Here is a 14259-nt window from a genome sequence, read left to right as displayed (position 1 = left end):
CCGCGCTCGATCGAGCGACGGCGCGCGCCCGAGCCGGTCCGACCGCCCGCGAGCGGTCGGACCGGCCTGCACACGGAGCCGCAGCCTCTGCGGATCACGCTCGCACGGTGACGGTCAGGCGCTGCGAGGCGTGCCAGTCACCGGCGGGGTGGCCCACGAGATAGCTCACCCGCGCTGTGCCCGGGGAGAGCCCCACGACGGTGAAGACCTTGACCTCTCCGACCTCACCGGCGTCGATGACCTGCGTGTCTATCCGGGACGTGCGCAACACGCCGGTGTCCCAGCGCAGTTGGACCTGGTCCCCCGCGGCCATCCCCGCGTACGGCTCGATCCGCACCATCAGCTCGGTCCCGCGACCGTCGAGGGTGACGACTCCGTCGGCGGCTTCGTGGATCCTCGGCGCGGCCAGCGGATGTCCCGATGCGTCCTTCATCTCCCGGCCCCCTGCTGCTTGTTGTCCGGCCAGGGAACCGCGGCGTCCGGGCCCCTTGGCTTCCCTCTCCTTCACTGTCCATTCTTGACGGACTCCCTTACACGTAGCATCAGCTCGCCTTACGTTTGCCCATCGTTTGCCGAAGCGGCTACTTCACGCCGCGCGCGGGTCCCTTGACGGGGCCTCGTGACCGGAATGTGCGGCGGTAGGCGTCCGGCGGCACGCCGACGGTGCGGTTGAAGTGGCGGCGCAGGGTCGTGGCGGTGCCCATCCCGGTGGCCGCGGCGATGGCGTCGATGCCGTCGTCGGTCCGCTCCAGCAACTCCTGGGCGCGGCGGATCCGTTGGGTCAGCAGCCATTGCAGCGGGGTGGTGCCGGTCGCGGCCTTGAAGTGCCGGCCCAGGTGGCGCGAGCTCATCCGCGCCCGGCGGGCCAGGTCCTCCACGGTCAGCGGTTCGTCGAGGCGCTCGATCACCCAGGGGAAGAGACCGGCGAGCGGATGGTCGTCCCGGGCGGGCACCGGGGCGGTGACGAACTGGGCCTGGCCGCCGTCCCGGTGCGGCGGCACGACCAGGCGGCGAGCGACGGCGTTGGCGACCGACGAGCCGTGGTCCAGGCGGACGAGGTGCAGGCAGAGGTCCATCGCTGCGGCCTTGCCCGCGGAGGTGAGCACGCTGCCGTTGTCCACGTAGAGCACGTCCGGGTCGACCTCCACCCGCGGGTGGCGGGCGGCCAGTTCCCCGGTGTGCGCCCAGTGCGTGGTCGCGCGCTTCCCGTCGAGCAGGCCCGCGGCGGCCAGGACGAAGGCGCCGGTGCACAGGGACGCCACGCGCGCGCCCGCGTCGTGGGCCGCGCGCACCGCGTCGACCAGTTCGGCGGGAGGCCGCACGTCGACGTCGGCCCAGCCGGGGACGATCACGGTGGTGGCGTGGCGGAGCCGGTCGAGGCCGTGGTCGGGCTCGAGCCGGAACCGGCCGAACCGCACCGCGTCCGCACCGCACACGCTGACGTCGTACCAGGGCCCGGGGACGGCGTCCGGTGCGGAACCGAACACCTCGTACGCCACGGACAGTTCGAAGTGGAGCATCCCGTCGGTGACGGCGAGCGCGACAGAACTCATGTCCGAAATTGTATGCGTCATGTCGTTCCAGACACTCACGCAGGGCGTCCGCAGCGGCCAGGATGGTCCTAGTTGATCGTTCAAACACGATGCGAGTGCGAGGAGCAGTCATGGCAACGGGGCAGACGGTGGCGGTGTACGGCGCGTACGGGCACACCGGCCGGTTCGTGGTGGCGCAGCTGCGGGAGCGCGGGTTCGTCCCGGTCCTGTCCGGTCGGGACGCCGACAAGCTGCGGGCGCTGGCCGCGTCCCACCCCGGTCTTGAGGTCCGGCCCGCCCCGGTCGACGATCCGGCCGCGCTCGATCGCGCCCTCGCCGGTGCGGCGGCCGTGGTCAACTGCGCCGGGCCCTTCGCCACGACCGCCGCTCCCGTGATCGAGGCGGCGCTGCGCGCCGGGATCCCGTACCTGGACGTGGCGGCCGAGATCGAGGCCAACGCCGACACGTTCGCGCACTTCGCGGACCGGGCCCGGGCCGCGGGCACGGTGATCGTGCCCGCGATGGCCTTCTACGGCGGCCTCGGCGACCTGGTGGCCACGGCCGCGATGGGCGACTGGACCAAGGCCGACGAGGTCCACATCGCCTACGGCCTGAACGGCTGGCACCCCACCCCGGGCACGCGCGCCGCGGGCGCGGTCTCCCGGGAGCGGCGCGGCGGCCGGCGCGTGCGCTTCGCGAACGGGCGGCTCGAGTACCGCGACGACGCCGCGCCCACCCTGAAGTGGGACTTCCCCGACCCGGTGGGCACGCGTTCCGTGATCGGGGAGTTCTCGATGGCCGACGTCGTCACGGTCCCCAGCCATCTGGCCGTTCCCGAGGTACGCACGTACATGACCGTCGAGGCGGCCGGGGACGTGACGGCCCCGGACACACCGACCCCGGCGGCCGTCGACGAGCGGGGCAGGTCCTCGCAGACCTTCCTCGTCGACGTCGTCGTGCGCTCCGGCGACACCGAGCGGCGCGCCGTGGCCCGCGGCCAGGACATCTACGCGGTCACCGCGCCGCTCGTGGTGGAAGCGGTGCACCGCGTCCTGACCGGGCGGGTCAGGGCGGTGGGCGTCGCCTCCGCGGGCAGCGTCTTCGACGCGCCGGACTTCCTCCGCTCGCTGGCGCCGCACATCACCGTCGAGACCTTGGGGCCGCGCCCGTAGCCTGCGGCTCCGCTCGTGCGGCGGCGCGGACCCGGGACGGTCGGCCGCCGGCCCCGGCGGCCGACCTTGTGCGGGGTGTCAGTCCTGGTGGACTTCGTTCCTGCCGGGGCCGCCGGACAGGGTGTCCCGGCCGGCACCGCCGTACAGCTTGTCGTCGCCGCTGTTGCCGTAAATCGTGTCGTCGCCGCCCTCGCCGCGCAGGACGTCGTTGCCCTTGCCGCCGTAGACGAAGTCGTCCCCGGCACCGGCGCGGATCGTGTCGTCGCCGTCACCGCCGGAGAGGTTCTGCCGGTTCCCGGTGCCGCGGATCACGTCGTTGCCCGCTTCGCCCTCGACGTCGCTGTTCTCGCCGCTGGCGTAGATCGTGTCGTTGCCGTTGCCGCCCTTCGAGATGGCGCCCCGGCCCGCGCGGATCGTGTCCTTGCCGTCGGCGCCGAGCACGACGCTGACCTCGCCGACCGTGAGGGTGTCGTCGCCCGCGCCGCCCAGGATCGAGTTGCCCTGGACGCCCGCGGCCTCGGTCAGGGTGTCGTTGCCCTTGCCGAGGTCGAGCGCGGCGAAGTAGTAGGCGTCGTCCGTCCTGTTGGTGTACTTGACGGTGTCGTCGCGGTCACCGGTGGACAGCTCCAGGGTGGCGTACGGGTCCTGGCTGTCCCGGGTGTCCACCTTGCAGGACACCTTGGTGCGGTCGGAGCTCGTGGGGTAGGTGCAGCCGCTGCCCGCCTTGATGGTGACCACGTCGTCGATGACGTAGGTGAGGTTGTCGATGCCCGAACCGGTCCTCGACGCGGTGACGTCCAGCTTGTTCACCTGGCCCGCGGCGGCCGTGTAGACGACCGACTTCCCGTCAACCGCGGCGGTGGCCGACGGCGCGGCGGCACTCGCCGATCCGGACAGGAGCACCGGCGTGGCGATCCCCGCGCCGAGAGCCAGTGCCAACGCCGAAGCAGCGCTTAACGTACGGCCATTGATGAGTCGAGAGCGCATTTCCCAACCTCCATGAGAAGTAAGTGGTTTCAACAACAACGTGGGACTCGTGGAGTAGGCACTTGGTTGCATTCCCACCGTCCAGGAAAGCCGCACCCAGGCTCGATCAATCCTCCGCCATACACCTCTGACCTGCACCTTTCATATCCTCGCGAGCAAATTGACAACACAGGGAAAGGGTGAGTTCATCGTGAATTCACCCACACCTCCAGGCAATCGCCCTGAACTCGAGCGCATGTAACGGCATTTCGTGCGGCGACACTCCGTGGGCGGTGCGAGCGCCTTTGCGGAGTCGACTGTTCACGGCGCGTCACACCGTCCCGCGCCACGCACACCGCGCACACCCCGCACCCGCCGACGGACCGCGGAGCCGCCGCGCGGCCGCAACGGCACCCTGGCTCGAAACCGATCATCGAAATGATCATGGACGGGGCATCGCATGTATACCTTTGCCGTGACTTTGCGTTCTTTCTTCACCCGTTCCTGTGCCGTGGCCGTCCTCGCCACGGCCGCCGTCTCCGCACCGGCCGCCGCGGCGGAGCCGTCGGCGGCGGCTCCCCGGGCCGCCGCCCCGGCCGACAACACGCTGTGCGTCTACAGCACCGAGATCACCGAGAGGACCACCGGCGGCTACGTCTGGGACGTGGGCACCCGCGCCTACACCCTCTGGAAGTCCGAGGACTTCCAGAACAAGTACGGTCAGCTCTCCTACGGCGAGCAGACGAACAAGCTCCTGTACGAACTCAACGTCAGCCAGCACGTCTTCGGCCACAGCTGGCTGGTGCACTTCAACTCGCACGGCGCCTTCGAGCGCAAGCTCGCCAACGGCGGCACCGCGCGCTACGACACGTACTCGTTCCAGCCGCAGGACCCCGACGGCCGCAACGGCGACGGCAGCACGGTGGACGGCATGTCCGTCAACTACACCGGCTACGACATCAACACGCCCGGCAAGCCGCTGATCGAGTGGGACCGGCCCAGCCGCAAGCAGGACCGCAACGGCGCCTACGCGCCCCGCGCGGCCCGCTGCAAGGCGCTCAACCCCGCCCAACAGGCCGCCTTCGAGAAGGAGATCGAGCGGCGCAAGCAGGTCGACGAGAAGTACACCCTGCTGCCCACCTGGAAGTACCTGCTGACCGGGGGCTGGGCCGGCACCCCCGCCCGCAACTGCACGACGTTCGCCCTTCAGGTGTGGGACGCCGCGATGGTCAACGCCCCCGCCGAACGCATCGACCCGACCCTCCGGCTGCCCGCCGCCGAGCTCAACCGGCTCGGCGCCAAGGTGCCCGCCGACCTCACCCAGAGCGAGTTCTCCGCCTGGATCCCGGCCCTCGCGGGCAAGTGGATCCACGAGAAGAACGGCAACCGGGACGAGAACGACGAGGTGCCGCGCTTCGCCACCGACGACCCCGCGCCCGCACCGGTCAGGCACCTCGCGCCCTGATCCGGCGCCGCGACGGCGACAGCGACAGCCGCCCGCTCGGAGGACCGAGCGGGCGGCGACCGATGAGTTTCTCCACGGCCCGAGGTCATAGATCATGGCTGGTGCGGCCGACGCCGCGTGGGCGGCGGGAGCGCGCACCGACCGAACTCGCCGAGAACCGGGCACCTGAACCGGACACGAGAGACCGAGGAACCCAGATGCGTACTGTGATCAGCACCGCTTTCGTCTCGCTCGACGGCGTCGTGGAAGCTCCCGGCGGCGAGCCCGGTTACCGCAACTCGGGGTGGACCTTCAAGGACGTCGAGTTCCTCCCCGAGGCCTTCGAGATCAAGGGCCGGGAGCAGCAGGAAGCCGCCGCCATGATGATGGGCCGGGTCAGCTACGAGGCGTTCAGCCCGGTGTGGCCCGCCATGGAGGACTTCGCGGACTACAAGGTGATGCCGAAGTACGTCGTCTCCACCACCCTCGCGGAGAGCGACCTGGTGTCGAACTGGGGCGAGACCACGATCCTGCGCACGCTGGACGACGTCGCCGCGCTCAAGGAGACCGACGGCGGCCCCATCATCATCCACGGCAGCGCCACCCTGAACCGGAGCCTTTCGGACGCCGGTCTGATCGACCGCTACCACCTGCTCGTCTTCCCGCTCCTGCTGGGCGCGGGCAAGCGCCTGTTCAGCGACACGGACAAGGACACCCAGAAGCTCAAGCTGATCGAGCACGAGGCGTACGCCAACGGCCTGCAGAAGAACGTCTTCGACGTCGTCCGGTGAGGTGACGGCTCGGGCTGCGGCCACGTGCCGGGGCGTCAGTCGGTCCCGGCGTCCGGCAGCCCGAGCCGCTCGGCCAGGAAGGCGATGATCTCGTCGCGGGCCCGCGCGGTCGGATGACCCTCCTGGTCGACGAGGTGTGCCGTGACGACGCTGTGGGCGCAGCCGACGACGTCCCGGAAGAAGGGCGGAGGGTCCGTGTGCGCCGCCGCGCCGGGCAGGACGCGGCCGTCGAAGGCGTCGCCGAGCAGCGCGCGGTAGGCCGCGAACCGCCGGCCGGTGCACCACGTGTCGTCGTCGAAGCGGTAGCCGAGCACCCGCAGTCCGTCCCGCTCGACGCGTTCGGCCACGGCGGCGGCGTCCTCGGCGCTCATCTCCAGGCCGCCGGGGTCGTCGAGCGGCAGCGACGGATGGTTGACCACGGGGGCGATGACCGCGGGTTCGAGCGTCATGGTCAAGGCGAAGTTGCCGGTGAAGCACAGCCCGACCGCGCCGACGCCGGGCCCCCCGCGCTCGGCGTGCGCCACGCGGGCGAGGCCGCGCAGCCAGCCCACGACAGGGCTGGTGCCTCCTTTGGCGAACGCCCGGAACTCGGCGCTGACGCAGGCGGGCCGCACCACGCGCTCGACCGCGTCGGCACGCGGATAGGCGCCGTCGACGCCGAAGAGCGAAGGCAGGTACACGGAGAGCCCGGCAGCGCGCAGCCACCGCGCGAACCGCGCGACATCGGGGCTGATGCCCGGCATCTCGGGCATCAGGACGACCGCCGGCCCCGACCCGGTGACGTACACGGTCTTGCCGATGCCCTCGACGCTGACGGTCCTCCGGGTGAAGTCGTCCAGCGGATCGTCCTGGGCCCGTGGCGGACGGCTCCCGGTCCGCGACAGGTCTCTGTGGGCTCGCTCGGTTGTCATGGGCGCAAGGATGGCGAGAGGCTGCCTCTCCGGAGAAGCGGCGGTATCGCCATGTCTCACGGTGATGTCGCCAAACGATGTCGCCACCCGTCGGGTGACCGGAGGTGCCGTATGAGTCCGCTGCGCGTGAGTGTCCTCGCCTACCCCGGCTGTTTCGCGTCGGAGGTGTTCGGCGTCCTCGACCTGCTGACCATGGCCACGCACGTCGCCGCGGCACACGGGGCCGAGGAGCCGTCGTACGAGGCGTCGGTCGTCTCCCCGCGCCGCAGCGTGACCGCGTCCGGCGGCTCGCGCGTCGACGTCTCGGCGGTGCGCCCCGCGGACGTCGTCGTCGTGCCGGGCTTCGAGCTGTCCCCGGCGATCGACCTCGACACGACCCTCGCGAAGCTGGCGCCGGAGACGGCCGCGATCCGGGCGGGGGCCGCTTCGGGCGCCGCGGTCGTCTCGATCTGCGTCGGCGCCTTCCTGATCGCCGAGGCCGGTCTGCTGCACGGGCGCGAGGCGACGACGTCCTGGCTGTTCGCGGACCGCTTCGCGCGCCGGTACGCCGATGTGCGGGTCCGCCCCGACCAGTTGGTCGTCACCGACCGGGGCGTGACGACCACCGCCGCCTTCAGCGCGATGTACGACTTCGCACTGCGGCTCGTGCGCGAGCACGACGGCCCGCGCGTCGCCCGCGGCACGGCGCGCGTCGCGCTCCTCGACGACGCGCGCTCCAGCCAGGCCGCCTACGTCGACCCGGAGCTGCTGCCCACGGCAGGCGCGGGCTTCTCGCACCGGGTGAAGCGGTGGCTCGACCAGCGCCTCGCCGCCCGCTACGACCTGACCGCCCTCGCCCGCGCCTTCGGCGTGAGCACGAGGACGATGCTCCGGCGCTTCGGCGACGAGGCCGGCGAGACGCCGCTCGCCTATCTGCAGGGCGCCCGGGTCCGCCGCGCCAGACTCCTGCTGGAGACGACCGACAGGACCGTCGCGAGCATCGCGGGCGACGTCGGGTACCGCGACGCCGGGACGTTCAGCGGCGTCTTCGCCCGGCACACCGGCCGACAGCCGAGCGCGTACCGCTCGGCGTTCCGACGGCACGAGCCCCCGGAGAACCTCTTGACGCGCACATGACCCACAGATACCTTCCGCACCGATCGCCGGTCAGATGACGGCCCCTGGTACGGGAACGGCGCCGCCGTGCCGTCCTCACTGTGCGGCGGCACGGTCAAGAAGGGCCTCGGCCCGAAACCCTTCCTGAGGGCGCCCCGACCCCCGGCTCCTCAGTCCCGCAGGAGGCTCAGTTCCCGCATGGCCTCGCTCTCGATGCGGGACAGCTCGCCGAGGACCGTGCCCGCTTGCACGAGACACCGCTCGTCGTTCGACTCACCGGCCTTCTCGACGAGCGCCGCCACTTCGGTCCACAGCGTGGCGGCCTCGGCGTACAGCGTCTGCCCGGTGCGCAGGTGGTCGCTGTCGACCAGCTCGGCGGACTCGGCGAGGAAGTCGCGGTACAGGTTGCGGAACAGGGCACCACCGGTGCCGCCGCGCTCCATCAGGAGGGCGGCAAGCGGCAGGTCCCGCTGCGGGTCATCACTGCGCCGGAGCCAGGTGCGGACGAGCTTTCCGGCCTTCTCGATGCCTCGGTGGCCCAGGTTGGCGATGGGCGGATGGAGGAAGGCCTCGGCGCAGGCCTTGATGGCGGGAACGATGTGGTCCCGCGGCCGCACGGCCCCGGCCGGAGCGGTGAGCGTGAAGGAGCGGTGCCGGGCGGACATCGGACCGCGCGCGGCCCTGGCCTCCGCGAGGCCGGTCAGTGCCGTGGTCACCGCTCCGCCCTGCTGGGCGGTGTCCACCAGGTAGGCGTCGTCCTCGTCGTAGCCGTACATGGCGACGACGTGACCGGCGAAGTGGACCTTCGAGGTGAAGTAGTCCAGGTAGTAGCTGTCGAGCTGGAGCCCGACGGGCCGGCCCTCGTCGAGCGGCCCCGCCACGTTCTGCCAGGCCTTGCGGGCGGACGTGGTCTCGCGGACCTGGAGGTCGAGGCCGAGCCGTGCGGCCACGTTCCGCGTGAGCTCGAAGGGTTTCACCCGCCCTCCGAGGAAGGGGAAGTCCTGGTTCTTGCTGTCCCAGTAGATGAACGTCAGCCCTGACCCGAGCCCGAACAGCATCGGCTCGGACAGGTCGATCCCTTCGTGCTTCAGCAGCACGTCAAGCGCTGTGGTCTCGCAGTGCCGCATCCCGCGGGCATCGACGTCCTTCACTCGCGTCATGCGTTCTCCTCGACAGGGATGACCAGCCTGGTCATCAGTTCTTCCGGTGGTGCTTCCGCGGGTCCGACCAGATAGGCCTCCCGTACGGGTCCGTGCGGGCGAAGCCCGCGCTCGTGGATGGCGGCGAAGAGGGCGTTGTAGGCCAGGGGCAGCTGGGCGTAGGGCCCGATGTGCACGGTCTGGGCCGCGGGCCCCGGGGGCAGCACCTCACGCGTCAGGCCGGGGACGCGCGCGCCCTGCGGCGTCTGCGCTCCCACGGCGATCCGGGTCCGCTCCTCCAGGTCCAGGGGGTACAGCCCCCACAGCGGCGGCTCCCATCCGACCGATGCCCCGCCGAGCAGGGGCAGCAGTCGGCCCACGCACGCTCCGACCGTGTCGCCGATGTCCGTGGCGGCGCAGGTCGCCCGCGTCACCGCCAGGTGCCGCGCGGGTTCCGTGGCGACGCTGACCTCGTACCCGGGCAGGCCGCCCTCTTCGAGCCGCTCCAGCATTCCGAGGCGCGCCCGGTCCCGGCTGATCCGCTCGGCGAGGCGGTCGCGCTCCGCGCGCAGGAGCTCCGCCCTGCGCCCGGGCTCGGCGGCCAGGGCCTCGGCGATCACGGCCAGGGGCAGATCCATCTCGCGCAGCAGGGCGATGGTCAGGGCGTCGCGCGCCTGGCCGGGCGCGTAGTAGCGGTAGCCGGAGCTGGCGTCGACGTGTATCGGCGCGAGCAGCCCCGTCTCGTCGTAGTGCCGCAGCTGTTTCACGCTGAGCCGGCACAGCCGGGCGAAGCGCCCGATGGTCAGAAGTTCGTCTCGCACGTCTCCATCGTGGACTCTCCCCCCGTGGGAGAGTCCACCCGAGCCGGTCCGGCCCTGCCGCGTGTCCCGGCGGCGGGGGCACGGCGGGGGCCGGACCTGTCGGACGACGGGCCCGGCCCCCGTGCTCTCCCGTCGGCTCAGACGCGGTCGGCGGCGATCAGGACGTACTGGAACGAGCCGTCCCTGTACGAGTTGATGAACGCCTCCTCAATGCCCGTGACCAGGGACGACGTGGCCCGCAGCTCCCAGTACGGCAGGGTCGCGGGGGTCAGGTCGACGACGGCCTGCGGCACCAGGCGGTTGTCCGCCATCGCGCGCAGATACTCCCGGCGGGAGTGGATGTTGCACTCGAAGTGCGCGTTGATCTGCGAAACCCACTTCGACGGCTGTCCGTACCGGGGGTTCCAGCAGCCGGTGATCGTCACATAGCGGCCGCCCACGGACAGGACGCGGGAGTGCTCGGCCATGAGGTCTTCCAGGTCGACGTACATGCTCGACTCGTTGTTCCACGAGCCCGCGGCCTGCCCGGTCTCGAAGGGCATGGCGAGCATGTTGCAGACGCGGGAGCGGACGGAGTCCTCGATGCCCAGCTCCAGGGCACGCTGATTGCCGAATTCGGCCTGCTTGGCCGACAGGGTCAATCCCTCGACCTTGCAGCCGAACCGCTGGTGGGCCATGACCATGGAGCCGCCGCGGCCGCAGCCCGCGTCGACGAGCGTGTCGTCGCGGGCGATGGCGCCGAGGTGGTCAAGGAGCATCTCGGCCTGCGCCGACTCCAGGCGGTGCAGCTCGGCGATCAGCCTCTTCTCGTACGCGTCGTCCCCGGTGTCCCCGAGTGCGGAACGGTCGACGTCACCGATGCCGTAGTGGTGGTGGTAGAGGCCGTCGACGTCGCCGAGGCGCAGATTGACGGGCCGGGCCTCGTGGTCCCAGTAGCGCGCGATGTCGCCCTGGTAGGGCGTCGCCGGGGCGGGGATGAAAACGGGCTGGTCGGCAGAGCCGTTCACAGACGTGACATCGGTGGTGAAATCGGTGCTGGACATTGGATAAGTCCCCCTTTACCAGAAATCGGGAAGGCTGTAGCGGTAGGTGTTGGTCATGTGCCAGTAGTGGTTGCCGTCGACCCAGACGGCCACGCCCTTGAGGAAGCGCAGCACGCGCGGGTCGGGGAAGGAGGCGGCCAGCTCCGCGGCCGCGGCCTCGAACTCGTGCATGAGTTCGTTGTGGACCTCGATCGCCTTGAGGTAGGCCTCCTTCTCGGAGACGTCCTCCCGCTCGGCGATCACCACGGGCAGGTTGAGGTGCTTGCCGGGGCTGGCCAGCTCCTTGGTGTACGAGTACAGGTCGTTGACGATGGTGGTGGCGTTGCCCGCCAGGGCGATGACCCGCTGCATGGCGGGCTGTGCGTGCAGGTCCGCCGGGAGTTCGTAGCCACCGACGGTGTCGGTGATGGTGGGGCAGGGGCGGAAGTTGTTGAACTGGCGCATCGCCAGGTACTCCCACACCTGCGGCACGTAACTCGTCTCGGCCCAGGCCGCCTCCGCGAGGTACCCCAGGTGCAGCCGGGCCATGTCGTGCCGGAACCGGTCGGCCTGGGAGGGGGTGGCCAGCTGGACGAAGTACTCCATGGCGGAGCGGTACGCGCGCCGCGGGGCGTCCGACTGGAGGGATTCCACCCAGTCCGGCGTGTACTCCTTCGTCGTGTGGAGCGGGTCGAGCGCGGTGTGTGCGAGCAGCAGCCTGCCGCCGAGCCCCACCGGGGAGCCGCCGTGGTCCTCGCAGTAGCAGTCGTCGACCGCGTTCTCGGCGACCATGAGCCGGGCGGCGACCATCACGTGCTCGACGGTGGGCGCGTCCGGGTGGCAGGCGACCATGTACCGGCTGGTGGAGAAGCCGTCGAACTGGTCCTCCCACTCCGGGGGGTACGCCTCGACCTCGTCCACCGCCCAGCGCTTGATCCGGTGGCCGACCTCCTCCACCCGTACGGGATCGGGCTCCGGCACCGGGTGGAAGTACAGACCGGGGATCGGCCTGCCCTCCGCCGGAGGCGGCTGCTCCGGCGGCTCGGGTGTCAGCGACTCGGCCTCCGGCGGCTCCGGATCCGGCGGGACCGGCAGCTCGTCGCGCCGGACCAGGCTGAGGCTCGCCGTGCCCAGGCCGCTGGGGCCGCGCAGGACCCGGGCGAGCGCGGGGTTCGCTTCGCTCGCGCTCGGTGGCAGGGGGGAAGGCCCGGAATCGGGCATCCGTGACTCCTAGATGACGTGGGTGGGCCGCCCTGGGCCCGGCTCCCCGGCGTGCCCGGCCGGTCCGGAGCGGCACGGGCCTTGGCAGCCGGGGGAAGGCAGGCCTCGACGGCGGGACGGCTAGTCGGGCCTGCGGGCGATCTGGACGTTCTCCAGCACACCCAGTGCGTCGGGCACCAGGACGGCCGCGGAGTAGTACGTCGTCACGAGGTAGGACAGGACCGCCTGGTCGTTGACCCCCATGAAGCGCACCGAGAGGCCCGGTTCGTACTCCTCCGGCAGGCCGGTCTGGTGGAGGCCGACGACGCCCTGGTTGTCCTCGCCGACGCGCATGGCGAGGATCGAGCTGGTGTTCTCCTTGGTGATCGGGATCTTGTTGCAGGGCAGGATCGGGACGCCGCGCCAGGCCGGGACCTGCTGCCCGCCGAGGTCGACGTTGTCCGGGTAGAGCCCGTGGGCGCTGAACTCGCGCCCGATCGCCGCGATCGTCCTGGGGTGGGCGAGGAAGAACTTGGTGCCGCGGCGGCGGCAGAGCAGCGCGTCCATGTCGTCCGGGCTCGGCGGGCCCGCGTGGGGCTGGATCCGCTGCTTGAGGGCGGCGTTGTGCAGCAGCCCGAACTCGCGGTTGTTCACCAGCTCGTGCTCCTGGCGCTCGCGCAGCGCCTCGATGGTGAGCCTGAGCTGTTCCTCGGTCTGGTTCATCGGGCCGTTGTAGAGGTCGGCGACCCTCGTGTGGACCCGCAGGACGGCCTGGGCGACGGAGAGTTCGTACTCGCGCGGGTGGAGTTCGTAGTCCACGAACGTGCCGGGGAGCGACGGCTCGCCCGTGTGTCCGGCCGAGAGCGCGATCTCGGCCTCGCCGTGGCGGTTCTGCCGCTGCTGGGGCAGCGTGCTCCACTGCTCGATGTGTGCGCGCAGGCTCGGCGCCGCGTCCAGGAGGGCGGCGAAGTCGCGGCGGGACAGTGTGACAAGGGTGCCGTCGGTCTCGGCGGTGGCCGTGAAGTCCCAGGTGGCGTCGGCGTCAAGGAGGGCGTCGTCGCCGAAGCGGTCGCCGTCGCCGAGCACCGCGACCGCGACCTCCTCGCCGTACTTGCCGACGGAGGTCTGGTTGATCCGGCCGTGGGCGATCAGGTGGAGCCGCTCTGCGGCCGCGCCGCGCTCGACCAGGACCTCGCCCGCACGGAAGTCGTGCTGCACGCACCGGTCGGCGATCGCGGTCAGCACGTCGTCCTCTTCGAAGCCCCGCAGCAGGGCCAGTTCGCCGAGTTCCCGGGGGATGACACGGACGTCCGCGCCGTCCTGCACGAAGTCGATGCGCCCGTCGCCGACGGTGTACGTCAGTCGGCGGTTCACCCGGTAGGTGCCGCCCTTGGTCTCCACCCAGGGCAGCATCCGCAGCAGCCAGCGGGAGGTGATCTCCTGCATCTGCGGGGCGGATTTGGTCGTGGTGGCCAGGTTGCGGGCAGCCGCCGTGCCCAGGCTGGTCCGCGGCTGCGGCTCCAGCTGTGCCTCCCGGCTGGCGTCAACGGTCATCGGGCAAGCTCCTTCACAAAGCACGTGACGGCAGCCAAGGGCACGCCTGTGCATAACTGTTGAAAGTTGATAATTCGGGGCTAATATCGGTGAATCCGTCCAGAACTCAGGGAACAGTAACGGCCGTTGTGCCCCGTCCACCCAGGAAATCCATGGGTATTACTTCGATGCAGTGAGCTTGACCGGCAGGGCGTTTGCGGCGGTCATCAGTGGTTTTCGGACAGCAGTCAATCCGGCCCATAGACATGGTGCGGCCGCACACTCCTCTTCCCTCCCCGGCGTCTCACACCCAACCCGGAGGGACTGGTACCGAATCCCTGGACGACGCCTCGTCAAACCGCCCTGCACGCACAGACGTTGACGTAGACAAGGCCCCCCTTCCCTCAGGACGCAATCCGCGCGCCCGGCTCAAACGAACCCCCCGCACAGACATGTGGCACTCCGCCGATGCGCAAGATCACGACAGACCAGGGAAGGGTCCATGACCACACGCGAGAAACGCCGTCGTACGCGGCAACCAATCCTGCTGGGGGTCCCGTTGCTGTCCGCCGGAGACATCGTGCTGCCCGCCGTGCCGAGTTCGGCTTGCGAGGGGTGAGCACACACGAGTGC

Annotated in this window: 12 protein-coding genes and 1 pseudogene; 4 read left to right on the top strand and 9 right to left on the bottom strand. The window is 70.8% G+C overall.

Features of this window, described 5'->3' with window-relative positions; all coding sequences use genetic code 11:
• Positions 1-94: 94 nt before the first annotated feature.
• Both CP982_RS40650 and CP982_RS40645 read right to left on the bottom strand, forming a co-directional pair.
• Positions 95-433, bottom strand: a complete 339-nt coding sequence (locus CP982_RS40650; RefSeq protein ID WP_150515087.1) for a hypothetical protein — start codon at positions 431-433, stop codon at positions 95-97.
• A gap of 148 nt (positions 434-581) precedes the next feature.
• A complete protein-coding gene (locus CP982_RS40645) occupies positions 582-1553 on the bottom strand; it encodes a helix-turn-helix domain-containing protein (RefSeq protein ID WP_150515086.1) in 972 nt (323 codons plus the stop codon).
• 110 nt (positions 1554-1663) lie between these two features.
• Between CP982_RS40645 and CP982_RS40640 the strand changes: the two genes are divergently transcribed.
• On the top strand, positions 1664-2704 hold the full coding sequence (locus CP982_RS40640) for a saccharopine dehydrogenase family protein (RefSeq protein ID WP_150515085.1): 1041 nt from the start codon (positions 1664-1666) through the stop codon (positions 2702-2704).
• A gap of 78 nt (positions 2705-2782) precedes the next feature.
• Here the strand turns inward: CP982_RS40640 and CP982_RS40635 are convergent, their stop codons facing one another.
• Positions 2783-3643 (bottom strand): calcium-binding protein, encoded by an 861-nt coding sequence (locus CP982_RS40635; RefSeq protein ID WP_229879120.1) that lies wholly within the window; start codon positions 3641-3643, stop codon positions 2783-2785.
• A gap of 502 nt (positions 3644-4145) precedes the next feature.
• Between CP982_RS40635 and CP982_RS40630 the strand changes: the two genes are divergently transcribed.
• Positions 4146-5135: a hypothetical protein gene (locus CP982_RS40630; protein ID WP_150515083.1), complete on the top strand. Its 990-nt coding sequence runs from the start codon at positions 4146-4148 to the stop codon at positions 5133-5135.
• Positions 5136-5332: 197 nt separating this feature from the next.
• Complete coding sequence (locus CP982_RS40625; RefSeq protein WP_150515082.1) at positions 5333-5905, top strand: dihydrofolate reductase family protein; 573 nt, start codon at positions 5333-5335, stop codon at positions 5903-5905.
• A 35-nt stretch (positions 5906-5940) separates the two neighbouring features.
• Here the strand turns inward: CP982_RS40625 and CP982_RS40620 are convergent, their stop codons facing one another.
• The gene (locus CP982_RS40620) at positions 5941-6816 is read right to left on the bottom strand and encodes a dienelactone hydrolase family protein (protein ID WP_150515081.1); all 876 of its coding nucleotides are present in this window, start codon (positions 6814-6816) and stop codon (positions 5941-5943) included.
• A gap of 111 nt (positions 6817-6927) precedes the next feature.
• On the opposite strand from CP982_RS40620, the gene CP982_RS40615 reads away from it, so the two are divergent.
• A complete protein-coding gene (locus tag CP982_RS40615) occupies positions 6928-7932 on the top strand; it encodes a GlxA family transcriptional regulator (RefSeq protein ID WP_150515080.1) in 1005 nt (334 codons plus the stop codon).
• 149 nt (positions 7933-8081) lie between these two features.
• Here the strand turns inward: CP982_RS40615 and CP982_RS40610 are convergent, their stop codons facing one another.
• The 5 genes and pseudogenes from CP982_RS40610 to CP982_RS40590 form a co-directional block, all read right to left on the bottom strand.
• On the bottom strand, positions 8082-9071 hold the full coding sequence (locus tag CP982_RS40610; RefSeq protein ID WP_150515079.1) for a BtrH N-terminal domain-containing protein: 990 nt from the start codon (positions 9069-9071) through the stop codon (positions 8082-8084).
• Complete coding sequence (locus CP982_RS40605; RefSeq protein ID WP_150515078.1) at positions 9068-9871, bottom strand: MerR family transcriptional regulator; 804 nt, start codon at positions 9869-9871, stop codon at positions 9068-9070. Before CP982_RS40605 ends, CP982_RS40610 begins: the two co-directional genes overlap by 4 nt.
• Positions 9872-10008: 137 nt before the next feature.
• On the bottom strand, positions 10009-10914 hold the full coding sequence (locus CP982_RS40600; protein WP_150515077.1) for a geranyl diphosphate 2-C-methyltransferase: 906 nt from the start codon (positions 10912-10914) through the stop codon (positions 10009-10011).
• 15 nt (positions 10915-10929) lie between these two features.
• Positions 10930-12275 (bottom strand): annotated as a pseudogene (locus CP982_RS40595) (family 2 encapsulin nanocompartment cargo protein terpene cyclase).
• Positions 12235-13647 carry a family 2B encapsulin nanocompartment shell protein gene (locus CP982_RS40590; protein ID WP_150515076.1) on the bottom strand — a complete coding sequence of 471 codons (1413 nt, stop codon included), beginning with the start codon at positions 13645-13647 and terminating at the stop codon, positions 12235-12237. The pseudogene CP982_RS40595 and the gene CP982_RS40590 overlap by 41 nt, the downstream one beginning before the upstream one ends.
• Positions 13648-14259 lie beyond the last annotated feature (612 nt).

This window comes from Streptomyces spectabilis (genome assembly GCF_008704795.1).
Classification (GTDB): domain Bacteria; phylum Actinomycetota; class Actinomycetes; order Streptomycetales; family Streptomycetaceae; genus Streptomyces; species Streptomyces spectabilis.
This window is presented reverse-complemented; position numbering and strand designations above follow the sequence as displayed.